This window comes from Streptomyces sp. NPDC012474 (assembly GCF_042955185.1).
GTDB lineage: Bacteria > Actinomycetota > Actinomycetes > Streptomycetales > Streptomycetaceae > Streptomyces > Streptomyces cahuitamycinicus.
Genome location: NZ_JBIBEP010000002.1, coordinates 555,297 through 575,303 on the forward strand (window position 1 = coordinate 555,297; position 20,007 = coordinate 575,303).

Genomic DNA, 20,007 nt, shown 5'->3' on the forward strand with positions numbered 1-20,007 from the left:
CTCCCCACCCTCCACCGCCTCCCCGGGCACCGGCACCTCTCCCCGGGGAGTCCCCGACACCCCGCCCTCCGCCGCTTCCGCCCGCGCCGCCGTCGCCGCCTGGGCACGGCGCGTGGCTCCTTCCGGGGCCCGTCCGGTCGTGATCGTGGACCAGTTCGAGGAAACGTTCACGCTCTGCCCCGACGAAGCGGAGCGGCGCGCCTTCATCGAGGTCCTGCACGCCGCCTGCTCGCCCGGCGGCCCCGGCGAACCGGCCCCGGCGGTCGTGGTGCTGGGCATACGCGCCGACTTCTACTACCGCTGCCTGAGGTACCCCGAGCTGCCCGACGCGCTCCAGCACCGGCACATGGTGCTCGGTCCGCTGACCACCACGGAGCTGCGCGAGGCGGTGACCGGCCCGGCCAAGGCCGTCGGCCTGGAGCTGGAACCGGGCCTCGCGGAGCTGATCGTCCGGGAGGTCAGTGCCGACGGCCTGCGCCCGGCGCACGACGCAGGTGTGCTGCCGCTCCTCTCGCACGCCCTGCTCGCCACCTGGCAGCGCAGGAAGGGGGGCCGGCTCACGCTGGCCGGCTACCGCGCGGCCGGCGGCATCCAGGGCGCGGTCGCGGCGACCGCCGAACGGGCCTGGGCCGGTCTCGATCCGGCCGCGCGCACGGCGGCCCGGCTGCTCCTGCTCCGTCTGGTCCGCCTCGGCGAGGACACCCAGGCCACGCGGCGCCGCGGGACCCGGCGTCAGCTGGCGCAGGAGTCGGCCGACCCGGGCAAGACCGAGGAGTCCCTCGAAGCGCTGGTCCGCGCCCGGCTGGTGACGCTCGACGCGGAGACCGTGGAGATCACCCACGAGGCACTGCTGCACGCCTGGCCACGGCTGCGCGACTGGATCGACGAGGACCGGCAGGGCAATCTGCTGCGCCAGCGCCTGGAGGAGGACGGCCGGGCGTGGGAGGAGTCGAACCACGACACCTCACTGCTCTACCGGGGCTCCCGGCTGGAGCAGGCCCACGGCTGGGCGAGATCCGCCGGGGACACGTTCCTGACCCGCAGCGCCGTGGAGTTCCTGGCCGCGTCCGTCCGGCTGCGCAGGCGGATCATCTGGATCAGCCGGGGCGCGGTGGCGGCGCTGGTCGTACTGGCGGTGCTGGCCGGCGGGTCCGCCGTCGTGGCCTGGAAGCAGCGGGACGCAGCCGTCTTCGAGCAGGTGCTCGCCCAGTCCGACCGCGTCCAGCACACCGATCCGTCGCTGTCCGCGCAGCTCGACCTCGTGGCGCACGGTCTGCGGCCCGACGACAAGGGCGCGAACAGCCGTCTGATCTCCATCGTGAACGCCCCGCTCTCCAGACCCCTCACCGGCCACACGGGCGCCGTCTACCTCACGACGTTCAGCCCGGACGGACGGGTACTGGCCACCGCCAGCTACGACCGGACCGTACGGCTGTGGGACGTCGCCGACCCCAAGCGCCCGAAGGCCCTGGGCAGGCCCCTCACCGGTCACACGAGCTGGGTGAGCAGCGCGGTCTTCAGCCCGGACGGCCGTACGCTCGCCAGCGCGTCCGACGACGGCACGATCCGGCTGTGGGACGTGACCGACCCCGGCCGCCCGAAGCCGCTCGGCGAGCCCCTGACCGGCCACGACGGCACGATTTACCTGATCGCCTTCAGTCCGGACGGCCGCACGCTGGCCTCCGCCGGCGACGACCGCACCGTGCGGCTGTGGAACATGGCCGACACGAGCCGGCCGCGGGCCCTGGGCGAGCCCCTGACCGGACACACGGCAGCCGTGCGTTCGGTGGCGTTCGGCCCGGACGGCGGGACGCTGGCCGCGGGCGGTGACGACGGCACGATCCGGCTGTGGGACGTGTCCGGCCCGGGGCGTCCGCAGCCGGCCGGGGCGCCGCTGACCGGCCACACCGCCACCGTGCACTCCGTGGACTTCAGCCCCGACGGGCGCACGCTCGCCAGCGGCAGCGCGGACGGCACCGTACACCTGTGGAACATGGCCGGTCCGGGCCGCCCGGCCGCGGTCGGCGCGCCGCTCACCGGCCACACCGGGCCGGTCTGGTCCGTGGCCTTCAGTCCGGACGGGAACATGCTCGCCGCGGCCAGCGCGGACAGCACCGCGAGCCTGTGGAAGGTCGGTGATCCGGAGCACGCGTCGCAGGTCGGCGGGCCCCTAGCGGGCAGCAGCGGCGAGATGTACGCGCTCGGCTTCAGCCCCGACGGGCGCACGCTCGCCACCGGTGCGGGCGACAACAGGGTCCGCCTGTGGTCGCTGCCCACGTCGGACATGACCGGCCGGACCGGAGTGTTCCGACCGGACGGGCGGCTTCTCGCGACGGCGGCCCGGGACGGGCGGATCCGGCTGTGGGACGTGCGGACGCCCGGCAGGCCGATCCGGATAGGAGAACCGTTTCGCCCGGGCCAGGGCGACGTGCGTTCCCTGCACTTCTCCCCGGACGGCCGCACCCTCGCGATCGTGACGGGCGACCGGGTGGTGGAGCTGTGGAACCTCGGCGACCCCGAACGCCCGGTCCGTCACGGCTCTCCCGCCCGCCTGCGCGTGCGGTACGCCGACCCGCTGGCCTTCAGCCCCGACGGGCGGATCCTGGCCACGGCCTACGACGACCGCACCGTCCAGCTGTGGAACATCGGCGACCCGGCCCGGCCACGCCCGCTCGGCATCCCCCTCACGGGCCACAAGGGCTACATCAACCACCTGGTGTTCGGCCCGGACGGCCGGACCCTCGCCAGTGGCAGCGCGGACGGCACGATCCGCCTGTGGAACACGACCGACCCCGGCCGGGTGACCCTGATCGGGGCCCCTCTGCGCGGCCACCTCGGAGCGGTCAACGCGCTCGCCCTCAGCCGCGACGGCCACACCCTGGCCAGCGCGGGCGACGACAACTCGGTCCGCCTCTGGGACATCACCGACCCCGCCGAGGCCTCCGAGCAGGCGCGGCTCACGGGCCACACGGAGGCGGTCGTGTCGCTGACGTTCAGCCGGGACGGCCGCACCCTGGCCAGCGGCGGCAACGACAGCACCGTCCGGCTGTGGAACGTCTCCGAGCCCGCGCACGCCACCGCGATCGGCCCGTCGATGAGCCCCAACGCCAAGACCGGCACCTTCCTGGCCTTCAGTCCGAACAGCCACATGCTCGGGGTGTCGAGCGGCGCGGACACGATCCGGCTCTGGGATCTCGACGTCGACACTGCCGTCCGCCGTATCTGCTCGATGACCCGGGGCGTGCTGACGCCGGACACCTGGCGGGAGTACCTGCCCCGGCTCTCCTACGATCCGCCGTGCGACAGCTGACGAGGCCGTCTCGCCCAACAGGCCCGGCATACACGGTAGTTCAGTGATACCAGTCACAACCGGGCTTTTCCTGACGGTCAGTCGGCTCGGGGTGGGCAAGCGCTTGTTACCCTTGGCCATAGCTCGATCGCTGGTGCATCCCCCGTCGCCAGCGGTCGAGCCTTTTTTCAGCGCAGGTCGGGGCCTTCTTCAGCGCAGGCCAGAGCGCCTTCCAGCGCAGGGCGGAGCCTTCTTCAGGCGCAGGTCGAGCCTCTTTCAGCAAGGCCCAGCCCTTTCAGCGCAGGTCGAGGCGCATGAGAACGCGCGGGTGACCGGCCAGGACCGAGGTCGTGTCCGCCGCTTGGGCGAAGCCGGCCCGTTCGAAGTTCTTCCGCAGACCCGCGTAGGCCATCGTCAGATCGACCTTGGCGTCGCCGTTGTCCAGCGGGTACGCCTCGATCGCCGGGGCGCCCCGGTCGCGGGCGAAGTCGACCGCGCCGGCGATGAGGGCGTGCGAGATGCCCTGCTTGCGATGGCCGGGGCGGACCCGGACACACCAGAGCGACCACACCGGCAGGTCGTCGATGTGGGGGATCTTGCGGTTGCGGGCGAACGACGTGTCCGCGCGCGGGGCGACGGCGGCCCAGCCGACCGGTTCGTCACCGTCGTAGGCGAGGACGCCCGGGGGCGGGTCCGCGCGGCACAGATCGGCGACGTACGCGCCGCGATCCGGACCGCGCAGTTCGTTGTTGAGCCGGGAGGGGATCCGGTAGCTCAGGCACCAGCAGACGTTCGCCCCGGGCGACTTCGGCCCGAGCACGGCACGGACGTCCTCGAAGTCCGTGGCCGGGCGCACCTCGATGCTCATGCCCCCACGATGTCACGCCCCGGGCGGCCGCGCCCCGGGAGCCGTGGACACGGCCTGGGCGAACGCGTCGTAGAACGGCTGGGCCATCCCGGCGAGCACGGAGGCGCCCTGTGCGAACGGGGTGATCGGATCGATCGCCCCTGTCGGGCCGTTGCCACCGCCACCGCCACCGCCACCGCCACCGCCACCGCCACCGCCTCCTCCGCCTTCGGCGGCCAGCGCGGACGAACCGCCCTGCAGGACGACGAGCGCGACGAGCAGAGCAGCGGCACGGGAGAGCAGATGGAATCGCTGCATCCTCCAACGCACCGCTGCGCAGCAGGTCACAGGCTTGCCGTTAGTGATGTAGACGTACCGGTACGCTCGTCGGCACAGCTGACCGAGCAGAGATCGCTCCGGAGAACGCCGTGCTCGTGGCCCCGGCACGGGCTAGACGGACGCCGCCCGCAGCAGCCGCAGTTGGCCGATCTCGCTCACGTTCTTCATCAGCTCCGCGTTCACCCAGGCCACCATGTGCGCGACGGTGTGCTCGGGATCGTTCGGCCAGGGGAACGGGGCCGTGGCGTCCAAGTCCTGGTCGGTGAGGTCGTCGAGGACCTTGAGCCACTGGGTGCGCAGGCCCCGCAGCCACTCGACCGTCGGGGCGCCCTCGCCGGGCCAGACGATGTCCGACCGGTCGCGGGGCGGGCGGCCCTGTGTGTGGTCGAGGGCGACGCTCCACCACCATCCGATGTGCCAGCTCACCCACCCGAGGGTGGGGACGGGGACCGGGTCGGGCTCGGTGTCCGCCCAGTCCGGGACCCAGGTGCCGTCGGGGCCCCGGCGCATCGTCCAGCAGAGCTCGGCGGGCTCCCAGAGGAAGTCCCCGGGCTCCAGCCGTTCCAGGTGGTACTCGAACAGCGACCAGGTGAACTCGAACTGCCAACGCGGCAGTTCCGTGCGGGAAGCGCTCATCGGGCCGACCCTACGGGGGCCGTGGCGTCCCGGGCCAGTACCGGCCAGTCGAGGTCCCGCAGCGCGGGTTCGGCGTCGCAGCCCGACGGCAGGCGGGCCGTGGACTGGAACCAGACGACGGTCAGGCGCGAGCGGTAGGCGACCGGGTCGCGGGCCGGGTCCAGGGCCGCCGAGTGGAACGTGCCGAGGCAGGCCACGGCGGGCAGCACCTCGACCGGCCCGAGGCCGCCCGCGTACTGGTCGGGGTACTCGCGCCGGGGCGGGAGGAGGTGCACCGGCGTGCCCGGGCGGGACCGCTCGGCGGCGTGCAGGAGGCTGCGGATGCGCAGGTCGTTCAGCGGCTTGCAGGGGTAGCCGTCCTGCAGGTCGCCGTACGTCGAGGAGAACCGCAGCTCGGCGAGGTCCACCGGGCGGCCGGAGGCCAGGACGAGGCGGGCGAGCGCCAGGGCCGGCCTTTTCGCGTGCAGTTGCATCGAGGTCTTTCGGTGGTGGTCATGGGCGGAACCGGGTTCAGGGCCGGTGCCCCGTCAGCCGTGCCGCCGAGGCGATCGTCGCCCGGGCCTCCCGTTCGGACAGGCCGGTGGCCCGGGCCGCGTCGGTCAGCGGATCGACGAGCGCCGGGCCGATGCCGTCCTCGTAGGCGCGGCAGGCGGCCCAGAACAGGCGGGTGTTGCGCTGGCCCTCGTGCGCGGCCAGGACGAACTGGACCAGGCCCTGGCCGTGCCCGGCGGCGGCAGGGGGCACCGGGTGGTGGGCGCGGGGCGGTGGAAGGAGCAGCCGCAGGAGGGAGCGGGGGCAGGGGGCGGGGGCCAGGTGTGCGGTGCCCGGGGCGGCGGCGTACACGCCCTGGTCCGTGCGGGAGCCGGGGCCGACCAGGTAGCCGCCCGCGCCCCGGATGTCGATGCCGGGGGCGAGCCGGCCCGCCGAGTTGGGGACGACGACCTCGGGCGGTCCGCTCAGCCACAGGTGCCGCCCGCCGGACGGTGTCACGACGACCACGGTCGGCGGGATCGTGAACAGGTGCCGCAGTGCCAGCTCACGCAGGGCGGCCGAGGAGTCCGTGCCGGTCTTCACGTCGAGGTCGAGGCCGATCAGGTGGTGCGGGGGCAGCCCGCAGGCGATGCCGTAGCCGGTCGCCCGGGGAGCGGCGGCGAACAGTTCCCGGATGCGGTCGGGGTCGCTGGAGGCGTCGTAGATGCCGTGCCCGAGGCGGCCGCACGCGCCGTGGCAGGGGGAGGGCGTGGGGTCGTCTCGGTGCGGTGAGCGCAGGGCCGGGAGCTTGGAGCGGGACAGGGGTATGACGGCCAGCCCGCGTTCGGCGGCTGACAGGGCGTGTGCGAGGGCCAGCGTCGTGGCCTGCCGGTCGGTGGTGGCCATGACTCTAGTTTCGTACGTACGTTCGAAAAAGGAAAGAGGGAGCGGGTGCGACGCGCCGGGGCCGGACGGCGGCCGGGAAGGACGCCGTAACGCTTCGTCCCTTGCGGCACCCGGGTTCGAACGCCCCCTTTCGCTCCCATTCGGTACGGAAGTGACGCACAGGGGTTTATCGACTTGTCCTCACGCTTGCGTGCGAATAGCGGCTTCCGGTGTGGTTCGCCGGGGATTCGGTGGGCAACTCTGGAAGCGCGACGTCGAGCACCGCACCGGGGCGGTCGGCCAACCTCCCTGGTGACAGCAGTGGTTCACGCACGAAACGGCCAAGAGCCGGTGCGTCCTCGGTTCGATCAGTCCTGGAGGGACAAGAACATGGCAAGCATCCGTACCGCCCGCGTCATCGCAGCCGTCTCCGCCCTGCCGCTCGCAGCCGCCCTCTTCACCGGTGTCGCGACGGCGGACAACGGCGCCTTCGCGGACGACGGATCCATCGCGTCCGTCACGGAGGCCGAGCAGGGCATCCTCGGCAGCGGCGTCGGAGGCGACAACTTCGGCACGGCGGCCACCACCCAGCAGCAGGCCGTCGGTGACGGCGCCTCGAACCAGAGCAACACCGCCCAGGTCAACGGCTCGGAGTTCACGGCCGTCAATCAGGGCAACGCCAACACCGCCATCAGCTTCGCCCCGCTGTGGTGGTGAGCTGAGCGGGCCGGTGCGGCGGCATCGGCCCGGGTGCGACGGGGTGTGCTTCATGGGGTCACAACGTCTGAGCGGCGGTACTCCGGTACCGCCGCGCAGGCGTTTTCGCGTCTGCCAAGTCTTGACGAAACGTCAGATCTGACGGACAGTCAGAAATCGTGAGTGGTGAGCCGAAGGTCCACGCAGGCCGGGAGACGAAGCACGCCTCCCGGACCGTTCCGCCGCCCGCGGAGGAGTTCGAGGCGCGCCTGAGGGCCTACGAGGGCCGGCCGGCCGCCGCCACCGGAGTCGGCCGCGACCCGGTCAACGAGCCGATGATCAGGCACTGGTGCGAGGCCATGGGCGACACCAACCCCGCGTACACGGGACCGGACGCCATCGCCCCGCCCACCATGCTCCAGGCCTGGACCATGGCCGGCCTCACCCACCGCCCGGAACGCACGGCCGCCTACGACGAACTCCTCACGCTGCTCGACGCGTCGGGCCACGACGCGGTCGTCGCCACCGACTGCGAACAGGAGTACCTGCGCCCGCTGCGCCCGGGCGACCAGGTCACCTTCGACTCCGTGATCGAGTCGGTGTCCGGCCGCAAGACCACGAAGCTCGGCACCGGCTACTTCGTCACCACCCGCACGGACGTCCGGGCCGGGGGCGAACTCGCCGGCACCCACCGCTTCCGCATCCTCAAGTACGCCCCCGCACACCGGCCTTCGAAACCGGTGGAACGCCGCCCCCGCCCGGTCGTCAACCGCGACAACGCCGGCTTCTGGGAGGGCGTGGCCCGCCACGAGCTTCTCATCCAGCGCTGCACCGCCTGCCGCACCCTGCGTCTCCCCTGGCTGCCGGGGTGCAACGGGTGCGGCTCCCCGGACTGGGACACCGTGGCGGCGAGCGGCGCGGGCACGGTCTACTCGTACGTCGTCATGCACCACCCGCCCTTCCCGGCCTTCGAGCCGCCCTACGCGGTCGGCCTCATCGAACTCGCGGAGGGAGTGCGGATCGTCAGCAACGTGGTCGGGGTGCCGTACGACCAGGTGCGGATCGGCATGCCGGTGCGGCTGGAGTTCCGGCGGTACGACGCGGAGCTGGAACTGCCGGTGTTCCGGCCGTTCGACCAGGAGCTGGAACTGCCGGTGTTCCAGGGGGTGCGCCCGTGAAGGCCGGTGACCGCCTCCCGCCCCTGGAGGTCCCCGTCACCCGGACCCTGATCGTCGCCGGGGCGATCGCCTCCCGGGACTACCAGGACGTCCACCACGACCCGGAGCTCGCCCGGCGCAAGGGCTCCCCCGACATCTTCATGAACATCCTGACGACCAACGGCCTGGTCGGCCGCTACATCACCGACCACTTCGGCCCGCGGGCGGAGCTGCGCCGGGTCGCCATCCGGCTCGGCGCGCCCAACCACCCCGGCGACACGATGGTGCTCACGGGCACGGTCGAGGCGGCCGACGGCGACACGGTGACCGTCCGGGTCGTCGGCGCGAACGGCGTCGGCACGCATGTCACGGGCACGGTGACGGTGAGGATCTCGGGATGAGCGCGCGAGCGGGGGACGGTTTCGGGGGGCGCGCGGTCGTCGTCGGCGCGAACGGCGTCGGCACGCATGTCACGGGGACGGTGACGGTGACGGTGAGGATCCCGGGATGAGCGCGCGAGGGCGGGGCGGTTTCGGGGGGCACGCGGTCGTCGTCGGCGCGAACGGCGTCGGCACGCACGTCACGGGCACGGTGACGGTGAGGATCCCGGCATGAGCGCACGAGAGCAGGGCGGTCTCGGGGGGCGCGCGGCCGTCGTCGGTGCGGGGGCCACGGCCTTCTCCAAGGACTCGGGCCGCAGCGAACTGGGCCTCGCCGTCGAGGCGGTGCGGGCGGCCCTGGCGGACGCCGGGCTGACCCCGGCCGACGTCGACGGGATGGTCACCTTCACCATGGACACCAGCCCCGAGATCACCGTCGCCCAGGCGGCGGGCATCGAGGAGCTGTCCTTCTTCTCCCGCGTCCACTACGGCGGCGGCGCGGCCTGCGCGACCGTGCAGCAGGCGGCCATGGCGATCGCCGCGGGCGTGGCGGACGTGGTCGTCTGCTACCGGGCGTTCAACGAGCGCTCGGGCCGCCGCTTCGGCTCCGGGGTGCGGCACCGGGAGCCGACGGCGGAGGGCGCGGCCCTCGGCTGGTCCCTGCCGTTCGGCCTGCTCACCCCGGCCTCGTGGGTGGCGATGGCGGCCCGGCGCTACCTCCACACCCACGGGCTGACCCCGGAGGCGTTCGGGCACGTGGCGGTCGTCGGCCGGAAGTACGCGGCGACCAACCCGGCGGCCCACTTCCACGGCCGGCCCATCACCCTGGCCGACCACGCCGCCTCGCGCTGGATCGCCGAACCGCTGCGGCTGCTCGACTGCTGCCAGGAGACGGACGGCGGCCAGGCCCTCGTCGTCACCTCCGTCGAACGGGCCCGCGACCTGCCCCATCCACCCGCCGTGATCGCCGCGGCCGCCCAGGGCGCCGGACGCGCCCAGGAGCAGATGACCGGCTTCTACCGCGGCGACCTGACCGGCCTGCCCGAGGCCGCGGTGGTCGCCCGGCAGCTGTGGCGCGCCTCGGGGCTCGGGCCCGCCGACATCGACGTGGGGATCCTCTACGACCACTTCACGCCATTCGTGCTGACACAGCTGGAGGAGTACGGCTTCTGCGGACCCGGCGAGGCGGCGGACTTCGTGGCCGAGGAGCGCCTGCCGCTCAACACGCACGGCGGGCAGCTGGGGGAGGCGTACCTGCACGGCATGAACGGCATCGCGGAGGCCGTACGGCAGATCAGGGGCACGGCGGTGAACCAGGTGCCCGGGGCGGAACGGGTCCTGGTGACGGCCGGGACGGGCGTGCCCACGTCGGGACTCGTACTGACCGCCGCCCCCCAGGGGTGAACCCGCAGTACCCCGGGCCCACCGCTCCACCTACAGGAGGTGCGGCGGGCCCCACCCCTACAACCTGAGGGGGACCCCGCTTCGGGACCTGCGGCCGATCCGCCGGCCCTGCTCGCGCTCATAGCGTTGAGCCATGACCACACTCGTCTGCACGAGCGCTTCCAAGGCGGCCGGACCAGCGGCGCAGACCCTTCCGTACCCGTCGTTCTCGTCGTACGTCAGGGCCCGCCAGCCGGTGCTGCTGCGTACCGCCCGCTCGCTCACCGGCAACCCGAGCGACGCGGAGGACCTGCTGCAGACCGCCCTCACCAAGACGTACGTCGCCTGGGAGCGCATCGAGGACCACCGCGCCCTCGACGGCTATGTGCGCCGGGCGCTGCTGAACACCCGGACCTCGCAGTGGCGCAAGCGCAAGGTCGACGAGTTCGCCTGCGACGAGCTGCCCGAGCCGGACCCGGTGCCCGGCGGTGCCGACCCGGCCGAACAGCAGGCGCTGCGCGACGCGATGTGGCGGGCGATCATGCGGCTGCCCACCCGGCAGCGGGCGATGCTGGTCCTCAGGTACTACGAGGATCTCAGTGAGGTCCAGACAGCCGAGGTGCTCGGCGTCTCGGTGGGCACGGTGAAGTCGGCCGTCTCCCGGGCGCTCGGCAAGCTCCGCGAGGATGCTGAGCTGGGGCTTGTCCGCCAGTGAGGCGGTGCCCCGCCCGCTTGTGAGCCGACCCTTCCGCATGGCGTGATCTGATCGATCACCCGGTTCTAGTGACATACCACGCGGTATGTGCGCAGAATCAGCGCAACCTTTACCACCGCGTAGGCAAAGTCGCCCCCGGGAGGACGCCGTGCTGAGCACCATGCAGGACGTACCGCTGTTGATCTCAAGGATCCTGACCCACGGGTCGACGATCCACGGGACATCGCAGGTGACCACCTGGACCGGTGAGGACGAGCCGCACCGCCGCTCCTTCGCGGAGATCGGCGCCCGCGCGGCCCAGCTGGCCCACGCGCTGAGGGACGACCTCGGCGTCACCGGCGACGAGCGCGTGGCAACCCTGGCCTGGAACAACGCGGAACACGTCGAGGCGTACTTCGCGATCCCCTCCATGGGCGCGGTCCTCCACACCCTGAACCTCCGCCTCCCGCCAGAGCAGCTGGCCTGGATCGTCAACCACGCCGCCGACCGTGTGATCATCGCCAACGGTTCGCTGCTCCCGCTGCTCGCCCCGCTGCTCCCGCACCTGAAGCCGGTCGAGCACGTGGTCGTCACGGGTCCCGGAGACCGTTCGCTCCTCGCCGGCGCGGCCGTCCGCGTCCACGAGTACGAGGACCTGATCGCCGGCAAGCCCACCTCCTACGACTGGCCCGAGCTGGACGAACGCCAGGCCGCCGCCATGTGCTACACCTCCGGCACCACCGGCGACCCCAAGGGCGTGGTCTACAGCCACCGCTCCGTCTACCTGCACTCCATGCAGGTCAACATGGCCCAGTCGATGGGCCTGACCGACGAGGACACCTCCCTGGTGGTGGTGCCCCAGTTCCACGTGAACGCCTGGGGCCTGCCGCACGCGACCTTCATGACCGGCGTCAACATGCTGATGCCGGACCGTTTCCTCCAGCCGGCCCCGCTCGCCGCGATGATCGAGAGCGAGCGGCCGACCCACGCCGCCGCCGTCCCCACCATCTGGCAGGGCCTGCTCGCCGAGCTGACCGCGAACCCCCGCGACGTCTCGTCCCTCGGCCAGGTCACCATCGGCGGCTCGGCCTGCCCGCCCTCGCTGATGGAGGCCTTCGACAAGCTGGGCATGCGGGTCTGCCACGCCTGGGGCATGACGGAGACGTCCCCGCTGGGCACGATCGCCCGTCCGCCTGCCGCTGTGGCCGGCACGGAGGAGGAGTTCGCCTACCGCCTCACCCAGGGCCGTTTCCCGGCCGGCGTCGAGGGCCGCCTGACCGGCCCCGGCGGCGAACGCCTCCCCTGGGACGGGGAGTCCGCCGGCGAGCTGGAGGTGCGCGGCCCCTGGATCGCCGGTGCCTACTACAACGGGCCCGACGGCGAACTGCTCCGCCCCGCGGACAAGTTCAGCGAGGACGGCTGGCTCAAGACGGGCGACGTCGGCACCATCTCCGCCGACGGCTACCTCACCCTCACCGACCGGGCCAAGGACGTCATCAAGTCCGGCGGCGAGTGGATCTCGTCGGTGGAGCTGGAGAACGCGCTGATGTCCCACCCGGACGTCGCCGAGGCGGCCGTCGTGGCCGTCCCCGACGACAAGTGGGGCGAGCGCCCCCTGGCCACGGTCGTCCTCAAGGAGGGCTCCACCGCCACCTTCGAGACGCTGCGCACCTTCCTCGCCGACGAGGGCAGGATCGCCAAGTGGCAGCTCCCCGAGCGCTGGACGATCGTCGAGACGGTCCCGAAGACGAGCGTAGGAAAGTTCGACAAGAAGGTGCTGCGCAGGCAGTACGCGCAGGGGGAGCTGGACGTCACCAGCCTCTGACCCGCCCCGGACCGCCGTACGGCAGCAGCACCTCACCGTCGTACGGCGGTCACGCCCCACCCCAGGACCAGCCACAGGCCCGCGACCCCGCACACCCCGTCCCACCCGAAGTGGCTGAAGGCGGTCCCCGCGAGGGCCGATGCGGCGGCGCCGCCCGCGAAGCCGGCCACCACATAGGCGGTGTTGGCCGTGGCGGGGGTGGATGTCGTGGTCAGGGCCAGGGTCTGGTTGGCCACGTGGGAGGCGACCAAGGCCGCGTGCACGGCGACCGCGGCGGCGAACAGCGCCCAGAGCACGTGCCCGCCCAGCCAGAACAGGGGCACCGACACGGCGGCGACCAGATACGCGGAGCGCACGACCCGCGCCGCACCGAACCGGTCCACCAGCCCGCCCGCCAACGGCGCCACCGCACTCGCGGTCAGCCCGAAGAGCCCGAACAGGCCGGCGGTCGCGATGGACAGGCCGTACTCCGGCCCGGTCAGCAGCAGGGCCAGTGAGGTCCACAGCGCGCTCCACGCACCGAACATCCCGGCCTGTCGCACGCACGCCCGCCACAGCTCCGGCGAGCTCCGCAGCACCGACGGCAGTGCGACGAGCCCCGCGAACAGCGGACCCGCCCGGCGTTGCCCCGAGGGCAGGACCACCGCGGTCGCGAGACCCAGGGCGAGCGTGAGCACGGCCGCGCCCGCGAACACCCACCGCCAGCCGAACGCCTGCCCGGCCAGCCCGCCCAGGACCCGGGCCGCGACGATGCCGGTGAACAGGCCCGCGATGACCGCCGCGACATGCCGGGCCCGCCGCTCGGCCGGGGCCCGCTCGGCGACCAGCGGGACGAGCAGCTGGGGGATCACGGTCGCCGCCGAGGCGACGAACACCGCGGCCGCGAGGGCGGCGGCGCCCGGGGCCGCCGCACTGGCACCCAGCGCGAGCGCGGTGACGAGTGTGAGCCCGGCGACCAGCCGGCGCCGGTTCGCACGGTCGCCCAGCGGGGCGAAGAACAGCAGCCCGACCGCGTAGCCGAGCTGGGCGACCGAGGCGATCCAGGCGATGGCCGAGGGCGCCGAGCCGAAGTCGCGGGCCATGAGCGGGAGCAGTGGCGCGGCGAGGTAGATGTTGGCGGCGGTGACCGCGCTGCACACGGCGAGCAGGGAGAGGAAGAGGCCGGGGGCGGGCGTACGGGCCTGCCGTACGGGTTCGGTGCCGCGGGCGGTGGTGGTGGTCGCTGACGACATGGGAGGGGGACTCCTTGGAGTCGGCTCCAGCAACTAACTGGTTGGTTGGCGGATGAGGGAACAGTCTGGGCCGCCCCGCGCTCCACTGTCAACCAAACAGTTGGTTACCCTGGCGCGCTACCCTCTCCCCCATGGCAGCAAGGGACCCCGAGGCCACCAAGGCCCGGATCTTCGAGGCGGCGGTCGCCGAGTTCGCCCGGCACGGGATCGCCGGCGCCCGCATCGACCGCATCGCCGGCTCGGCGAAGGCCAACAAACAGCTCATCTACGCCTACTTCGGCAACAAGGCCGAGCTGTTCGCGATCGTCCTCGAAAAGAAGATGCTCCACCTCGCCGAGGCCGTCCCCGTCGACCCGGACGACATCGAGAGCTGGGTCGACCGCCTGATGGACTATCACGCCGCCCACCCGGAGCTGCTGCGCCTGCTCTTCTGGGAGGGCCTGGAGTACGGCAGCACCGAGCTGCCCCACGAGTCCGACCGCCAGGAGCACTACGCCCGCAAGGTCGCCGCCCTGCGGGAGGGGCAGCGGCGCGGAGCCGTCACGGACGCCATTCCGGCGGCCGACCTGCTGTTCCTGCTGACGGCCCTGGCCAACTGGACCGCCGTCGTCCCCCAGATGCGGCGCATCCTGGTCGGCGACGGCGAGCCCGAGCGGGACCGTCTGCGGGCCTCGGTGAAGGAGGCCGCGCGCCGGCTGACGGCCCCGTAGTCCGCGAGCCGGCTGACGGCTCGGCAGGACTCGCGCGGGCTGACGGACAGGCAGGACTCGCGCGGGCTGACGGACAGGCTGGACGTGCCCCGTCTGACGGCTCGGTAGGCCGCGCGCCAGCCAGACGGCTCGGTAGGCCGCGCGCCAGCCAGACGGCTCGGTAGGCCGCGCGCCAGCCAGACGGATCGGTAGGCCGCGCGCCAGCCAGACGGCTCGGTAGGCCGCGCCCCGGTCTGACGGCCCGGCTGGACTCGCCCCGGCTCACGGCCAGGTATGACGTACCCCGGCTGACTGCGGCTCGGTAGGACTACTGCCCGGTGCTCAGTTGGTCCCGATCCGGCTGAGCAGCTCGACGATCCTGGACTGCACCTCCGGGCTGGTGGACCGCTCCGCGAGGAACAGCACCGTTTCCCCGGACGCCAGCCGCGGCAGGTCCGCCTGGTCGACGGCGGCGGTGTACACGACGAGCGGAGTGCGGTTGAGCTGCCCGTTCGCCCGCAGCCAGTCGATGATCCCGGCGTATCCCTCCTGCCGCCGGTGCACCTGGAGCAGATCCATCACGACCAGGTTCGGCCGGAACTGCCCCGCCAGCGTCACCGCGTCCGCGTCACTCGCGGCCCGCGCGACCTGCATACCGCGCCGCTCCAGCGTCGCCGTCAGCGCCAGCGCGATCTCCGCGTGCTCCTCGACCAGCAGCACCCGCGGCGGGTGCTGCTCACTGTCGCGCGGCGCCAGCGCCTTCAGCAGCACGGCCGGATCGGCGCCGTACGCCGCGTCCCGCGAGGCCTGCCCGAGCCCGGCCGTGACGAGGACGGGCACCTCCGCGGCCACGGCGGCCTGCCGCAGTGACTGCAGTGCCGTCCGCGTGATCGGCCCGGTCAGCGGGTCGACGAACAGCGCGGCGGGGAAGGCCGCGATCTGCGCGTCGACCTCCTCGCGCGAGTTCACGATCACCGGCCGGTAGCCGCGGTCGCTCAGCGCCTGCTGGGTGCTGACGTCCGGCGCCGGCCACACCAGCAGCCGCCGCGGGTTGTCCAGCGGCTCGGGCGGCAGTTCGTCGTCCATCGGCTGCGGCCGCGGCGGATCGGCCACCTCGACGGCCCCGCCGGGCCCGTCCAGCGGCTCCGGCCCCTCGGCGGCGTTCTCGTCCGGTGCGCCTATGGCGTACGACCGTCCGCCGCCCTCGGTCATCTGCGCCAGGCGCGACTGACCGGCGAGGGACGGCTGCGCCGGAACGGGGGCGGTGGCCGGGGCGGGGACCTGCGCGGCGACCGGGGGCGGCGTGTGCTCGGCCGTCGGATGCGGCCGCGCCGCCTGCTCCGGCCGGGGTGCCTGACGCGGCTGCCCCTGCTGCTCCGGGCGGCCCGCCTGGTCCGTACGCGACGCCGGGTCGGGCGGCGTGCCGAGCTTGCGGCGCCGCCCCGATCCACCCGACTGGTGCGGGGGAGGCGTCGCCGTCTGCTGCGGGTACGGGACGGACTGCGGGGCGGGCACGGCCGAGGGCTGCTGGACCTGGAGCGCCTGCCGGTTGAACGGCACGCCCTGGCCCAGCGTCCGCACGCTGATGGCCCGTCCCTGCGTCGAGTTCGGGTCGACGGGCGCAGCGGCCTCGGCGGGCAACGGCTGAGCCGCCCGCGGCGAGCCCTCCGGCGGCAGCGGGGTGCCCGGCGCGGGCGTGTGCTGCTGCGGGGCCCGGGGCGGCGTGCCGTTCGAAGGCGCCGGGTGTGCGGTACCGGCCCCCGACGTGGCGTCGGCGGCGGGCCAGGGCTGGGCACCGGGCTGCCGGGAGTCGGGCTGGGGTGCCCCGGTTCCCTGAGTGGGTGTGCCCTGGGGCGGCGTGCCCTGCCCGGGAGCGGCCTCCGCGGGGAGCGGCCCTGCGGCGGGCTGCTGACCCGGTGCGGCGACACCCTGCTGCGGCACGGGCTGGGCCGGGGCGGCGGGCTGCACTGCCTGCCCCGGCAGGGCCGCCTGCACACTCTGCCCCAGGCCGCCCGGAGCGGGGACGGACACGCCCTGCGGCTGGGTGCCCTGCGGGGCGTTCACGTGGGGGACGGCCCCCTGCGCCGGATCCGGCACTCCCTGCGGCGGCACGGCCGTACCCGGCGCGCCGGGGGGAGCGGCGACGCCGGCCTGGGCGAGAGCGCCCGGCACGGAACCGGCAGGCACCGAACCCGCAGGCACGGGACCTGTAGGGATGGAACCGGCAGGTACGGGGCCCGTGGGAACGGAACCGGCAGGTACGGGACCCGTCGGCACGGAACCGCCAGGCACCGGACCCGTCTGGTCGGTGCTCACCGGCACCTGCGCTCCGGCCCCCTCGGCCGGCTGCGGCGCGGCGACGGCCCGTCGCCGGCGGCCGGTCGGCGCGCTGGTCGGATGCGGCTGCGGCGGTGTGTGATCGGCGGACTGGTCGTGCGGGACGGCGTCGTGCCGCCCCTCCTCGACCGGCCCGGCACCGGCGGCAGCCGCACCGGGGACCGCCACGACGCCGTGCTCCGGAACCGGCACCTGCCCCGGAACCGGCACCTGCCCCTGCCCCTGAGCGTGCACCACACCCGGCGCACCCGCGGGCCCGTCGGCGACCTGCTGCCCTGGTTCGGCCGGAACCTCCTGCTGGGCCTGGGCCTGGGCCTGGGCCGGGGCCTGGGCCGGGACCTGGGCCGGGACCTGGGCCGGGACCGGGGCCGGGACCTGGGCCGGGACCGGGGCCGGGACCTGGGCCGGGACCGGGGCCGAGGCCTGGACCGGGGCCTGATCCGCCTCTGCCGGCGGCAGCGCGAACACCGGCCGCGGCCCGGCCGCCTCCTGAGCCGCCGCCGCCCGCTCGTTGGCGGCGGCCAGCGCACGCCGTCGGCGCCCTGTCGGCTGCTGGGACTGCCCCTGAGCCGCTTCGGACGGACCGGCGGCCCCACCACCGGACGACAGCGCGGGCCGTCCGGGCGGCAGCGCCGCCTGCTCACCGGCTTCACTCCGGCCCCGCTGCCCGGACGGCCCGGGCACACCCTGCGGTGGCACGGTCCCGCCGAGCCCTGTGTTCGAGGCGGCGGCACCCGCCGCATGCTCGGCGGCCGTCATCACGGCCCCCTCGGCGACACCCTGGACGGCGCTGCCGACGGCATCCGCACCGGCGTCCTCGGCCGCGCGCCGCCGCCGTCCGGTACCGCCCGACGCGCCGCCCTCACCGGACGCCTGCGCCGGAAGGGCTGCCTGCTCCCGGGCGGCCCGGCGCCTGCGCCGCCCGGTGGGCGCGGCCCCGTCGGCTCCGGGACCACCGGCCGCCTCGCCCTCACCACCCGGAACGTCTCCGTCCAGGAAGGCGTCGGTGGTGGCCCGCCGGGCCCGGCGCCGCCCCCCACCGGACGTCTGCCCGGCGGGGTCGACGGCAGCGGGGTCGAGGGCAGCCGGGTCGACGAGAGCCGGGTCGACGAGAGCGAGCGCGGCGGACTCGTCCACCGGCTGGACGGCGACCGCTCCGGCCCCGCCCCCGATCGGCACCTCGAGGACGTACGCGTTCCCGCTCATCCCCGGCACGTCGTGCGTCTGCAGCACACCGCCGTGGGCCCGCACGATCCCGCGCACGATCGGCTCGTGCACGGTGTCGCCACCGGCGTACGGCCCGCGCACCTCGATGCGGACGACCTCGCCGCGCTGCGCCGCCGCCACCACGACGGTGTTGTCCAGGTAACCGCCCGCCGACACGGGTGTGTTGCCGGTCGCGTCGACCCCCGCCACGTCCGCGACGAGATGCGCGAGAGCGGTCGCGAGCAGCCGGGGGTCGACCTCGGCCTCGATGGGCGGCGCGTGCACGGCGAACTGCACCCGCCCGGGCCCGATCAGCTCGACCGCCCCGTCCACCCCGGCGGCGACGACGGCGTCCAGCATCACTTTCGTACGGGACACGTCCTCGCTGCCCGCGTCGAGCCGCTGATACCCGAGGACGTTGTCGATCAGTGTCGTGATGCGCGCATAGCCCGCCGAGAGGTGGTGCAGCACCTGGTTGGCCTCGGGCCACAGCTGCCCGGCGTCGTCGGCGGCCAGCGCGGCCAGCTCGCGGCGCAGCTCGTCCAGCGGGCCGCGCAGCGACCGGCCGAGCAGGGTCAGCAACTGCTCGTGGCGGGCGGCGAGCGCCTCGAAACGGTCCTTCTCCCGTTCCCCGAGGGCGGCGTACCGGTCCTCGTTGGCGGCGAGCTCCTCGGCGTGCCGCTCGGTGAGCTCCTCCACTTCGGTGACGTGCTGCTGGCGCAGTGCGGTGAGCTCGGAGGCGTGTTCCTCGGCGATCCGCTCCAGTTCCTCGGCGTGGCGCTTGTCCGCCGCCTCCTTCTCCTCGACGACGGCGTCGTACGGCCGCCGGTCGGTGAAGGTCATCACGGCGCCGACGAGCTGGTCGCCGTCGCGCACGGGCGCGGTCGTCAGGTCGACCGGTACCTTGCCGCCGTCCTTGGCGTACAGCACCTGGCTGCGCACCCGGTGCTTGCGCCCGGAGCGGAGGGTGTCGGCGAGCGCCGACTCGTCGTACGGGAAGGGCGAGCCGTCGGCGCGCGAGTGCAGCACGAGATCGTGCAGTTCGCGCCCGCCGAGATCGCTGGCCCGGAATCCCAGTATCTGGGCGGCGGCCGGATTGACGAGCACGATCCGCCCGTCGGTGTCGGTCCCGACGACGCCCTCGGACGCGGCCCGCAGGATCATCTCGGTCTGCCGCTGCGACCGCGCGAGCTCGGCCTCGGTGTCCACGGTCCCGGTCAGGTCCCTCACGACGAGCATGAGCAGCTCGTCACCGCTGTACCCGTAACCGTCGTAGGCCTGCTGCCCGTTCTCCAGATTCGCACTGGTGACCTCGACGGGGAACTCGGTCCCGTCGGTCCTGCGCGCGATCATCCGGGTCGGCTTGGTCCGGGCATGCGGATCGAGGTGCTCCGGCCGCCGCATGGAGCCGGGAATGAGCTTGGAGTCGAACTGCGGCAGCAGATCGAGCAGCCCGCGCCCCACCAGAGCCGTCCCCGGAGTCTCGAAGGCCTCCAGGGCGATGGTGTTGGCGTTGACGACCGTGCCGTTGGCGTTGACCAGCACCAACGCGTCCGGAAGCGCGTCCAGTATGGCTGCGAGGCGAGCAGCGCCTCGGGATGGCCTGCTGCTCACGAGACGCTTCCTCCCTGTTACCGCACCTTGCCGACCGCTCGGGCCATCTTGCCAACCGTCCCGCGGCGTGTCACGCGAGGGAGTCTAAGGGCTGCGGTTGCGCTCGCGACGCCGGATGAGAGCGAGGTCCCACGAGGAAGTGACCCCGAACTGACGACCGAGTAACCGCCAAACGCCCGTCCTCCTGCGATGACGTCGCGGGACCTTCGCGGGACCTTTACGACGACGGCGTTTCTGTACCTTTTGGCCAGACTGGCGTGATGAGGGCGGAGAGTGGCGCAGAAGAAGGCGCCGGTACGGGCCCGCCCTCTGTGCGCGCACCCCAGC

The 20,007-nt window shown here is 73.6% G+C and carries 15 protein-coding genes; 8 read left to right on the plus strand and 7 right to left on the minus strand.

Annotation, left to right across the window (positions count from 1 at the left end; genetic code table 11):
• A partial coding sequence (locus ACFY9S_RS07380; RefSeq protein ID WP_391123978.1) for a hypothetical protein occupies positions 1-3,310 on the plus strand: 3,310 nt, incomplete at its 5' end.
• A 274-nt stretch (positions 3,311-3,584) separates the two neighbouring features.
• On the opposite strand, the gene ACFY9S_RS07385 is transcribed toward ACFY9S_RS07380, so the two are convergent.
• From ACFY9S_RS07385 to ACFY9S_RS07405, 5 genes are all read right to left on the minus strand, one after another.
• A complete protein-coding gene (locus ACFY9S_RS07385) occupies positions 3,585-4,157 on the minus strand; it encodes a GNAT family N-acetyltransferase (RefSeq protein WP_391123980.1) in 573 nt (190 codons plus the stop codon).
• A gap of 12 nt (positions 4,158-4,169) precedes the next feature.
• Positions 4,170-4,454 carry a hypothetical protein gene (locus ACFY9S_RS07390; protein WP_391123982.1) on the minus strand — a complete coding sequence of 95 codons (285 nt, stop codon included), beginning with the start codon at positions 4,452-4,454 and terminating at the stop codon, positions 4,170-4,172.
• Between the two features lie 132 nt (positions 4,455-4,586).
• Positions 4,587-5,111 (minus strand): DinB family protein, encoded by a 525-nt coding sequence (locus tag ACFY9S_RS07395; RefSeq protein WP_391123984.1) that lies wholly within the window; start codon positions 5,109-5,111, stop codon positions 4,587-4,589.
• The gene (locus tag ACFY9S_RS07400; protein WP_102913277.1) at positions 5,108-5,584 is read right to left on the minus strand and encodes a hypothetical protein; all 477 of its coding nucleotides are present in this window, start codon (positions 5,582-5,584) and stop codon (positions 5,108-5,110) included. The genes ACFY9S_RS07395 and ACFY9S_RS07400 overlap by 4 nt, the downstream gene beginning before the upstream one ends.
• A gap of 37 nt (positions 5,585-5,621) precedes the next feature.
• A complete protein-coding gene (locus ACFY9S_RS07405; protein WP_391123986.1) occupies positions 5,622-6,488 on the minus strand; it encodes a bifunctional DNA primase/polymerase in 867 nt (288 codons plus the stop codon).
• A 369-nt stretch (positions 6,489-6,857) separates the two neighbouring features.
• Here ACFY9S_RS07405 and ACFY9S_RS07410 point away from each other — a divergent pair, with 369 nt between their 5' ends.
• The 6 genes from ACFY9S_RS07410 (at position 6,858) to ACFY9S_RS07435 (ending at position 12,602) form a co-directional block, all read left to right on the plus strand.
• A complete protein-coding gene (locus ACFY9S_RS07410; RefSeq protein ID WP_391123988.1) occupies positions 6,858-7,184 on the plus strand; it encodes a hypothetical protein in 327 nt (108 codons plus the stop codon).
• 158 nt (positions 7,185-7,342) lie between these two features.
• On the plus strand, positions 7,343-8,341 hold the full coding sequence (locus ACFY9S_RS07415) for an OB-fold domain-containing protein (protein ID WP_391123989.1): 999 nt from the start codon (positions 7,343-7,345) through the stop codon (positions 8,339-8,341).
• Positions 8,338-8,721, plus strand: coding sequence for a MaoC/PaaZ C-terminal domain-containing protein (locus tag ACFY9S_RS07420; protein WP_391123990.1), 384 nt, complete (start codon positions 8,338-8,340; stop codon positions 8,719-8,721). The genes ACFY9S_RS07415 and ACFY9S_RS07420 overlap by 4 nt, the downstream gene beginning before the upstream one ends.
• Before the next feature lie 210 nt (positions 8,722-8,931).
• The gene (locus ACFY9S_RS07425; protein ID WP_391123991.1) at positions 8,932-10,104 is read left to right on the plus strand and encodes a lipid-transfer protein; all 1,173 of its coding nucleotides are present in this window, start codon (positions 8,932-8,934) and stop codon (positions 10,102-10,104) included.
• A 133-nt stretch (positions 10,105-10,237) separates the two neighbouring features.
• Complete coding sequence (locus tag ACFY9S_RS07430) at positions 10,238-10,798, plus strand: SigE family RNA polymerase sigma factor (RefSeq protein ID WP_102912780.1); 561 nt, start codon at positions 10,238-10,240, stop codon at positions 10,796-10,798.
• Between the two features lie 160 nt (positions 10,799-10,958).
• On the plus strand, positions 10,959-12,602 hold the full coding sequence (locus tag ACFY9S_RS07435; protein ID WP_391124261.1) for a long-chain-fatty-acid--CoA ligase: 1,644 nt from the start codon (positions 10,959-10,961) through the stop codon (positions 12,600-12,602).
• A 32-nt stretch (positions 12,603-12,634) separates the two neighbouring features.
• Here the strand turns inward: ACFY9S_RS07435 and ACFY9S_RS07440 are convergent, their stop codons facing one another.
• Positions 12,635-13,834 (minus strand): MFS transporter, encoded by a 1,200-nt coding sequence (locus ACFY9S_RS07440; RefSeq protein ID WP_391123992.1) that lies wholly within the window; start codon positions 13,832-13,834, stop codon positions 12,635-12,637.
• 131 nt (positions 13,835-13,965) lie between these two features.
• Here ACFY9S_RS07440 and ACFY9S_RS07445 point away from each other — a divergent pair, with 131 nt between their 5' ends.
• A complete protein-coding gene (locus ACFY9S_RS07445; protein WP_391123993.1) occupies positions 13,966-14,544 on the plus strand; it encodes a TetR family transcriptional regulator in 579 nt (192 codons plus the stop codon).
• 321 nt (positions 14,545-14,865) lie between these two features.
• Here the strand turns inward: ACFY9S_RS07445 and ACFY9S_RS07450 are convergent, their stop codons facing one another.
• Complete coding sequence (locus tag ACFY9S_RS07450) at positions 14,866-19,680, minus strand: PAS domain-containing protein (RefSeq protein WP_391123995.1); 4,815 nt, start codon at positions 19,678-19,680, stop codon at positions 14,866-14,868.
• Positions 19,681-20,007: the final 327 nt, after the last annotated feature.

Bases quoted from the DNA above. Each gene is read 5' to 3' on its own strand.
- ACFY9S_RS07385 (WP_391123980.1), bottom strand. From the start codon at position 4,157: ATGAGCATCGAGGTGCGCCCGGCCACGGACTTCGAGGACGTCCGTGCC.
- ACFY9S_RS07390 (WP_391123982.1), bottom strand. From the start codon at position 4,454: ATGCAGCGATTCCATCTGCTCTCCCGTGCCGCTGCTCTGCTCGTCGCG.
- ACFY9S_RS07395 (WP_391123984.1), bottom strand. From the start codon at position 5,111: ATGAGCGCTTCCCGCACGGAACTGCCGCGTTGGCAGTTCGAGTTCACC.
- ACFY9S_RS07400 (WP_102913277.1), bottom strand. From the start codon at position 5,584: ATGCAACTGCACGCGAAAAGGCCGGCCCTGGCGCTCGCCCGCCTCGTC.
- ACFY9S_RS07405 (WP_391123986.1), bottom strand. From the start codon at position 6,488: ATGGCCACCACCGACCGGCAGGCCACGACGCTGGCCCTCGCACACGCC.
- ACFY9S_RS07410 (WP_391123988.1), top strand. From the start codon at position 6,858: ATGGCAAGCATCCGTACCGCCCGCGTCATCGCAGCCGTCTCCGCCCTG.
- ACFY9S_RS07425 (WP_391123991.1), top strand. From the start codon at position 8,932: ATGAGCGCACGAGAGCAGGGCGGTCTCGGGGGGCGCGCGGCCGTCGTC.
- ACFY9S_RS07430 (WP_102912780.1), top strand. From the start codon at position 10,238: ATGACCACACTCGTCTGCACGAGCGCTTCCAAGGCGGCCGGACCAGCG.
- ACFY9S_RS07435 (WP_391124261.1), top strand. From the start codon at position 10,959: ATGCAGGACGTACCGCTGTTGATCTCAAGGATCCTGACCCACGGGTCG.
- ACFY9S_RS07440 (WP_391123992.1), bottom strand. From the start codon at position 13,834: ATGTCGTCAGCGACCACCACCACCGCCCGCGGCACCGAACCCGTACGG.
- ACFY9S_RS07445 (WP_391123993.1), top strand. From the start codon at position 13,966: ATGGCAGCAAGGGACCCCGAGGCCACCAAGGCCCGGATCTTCGAGGCG.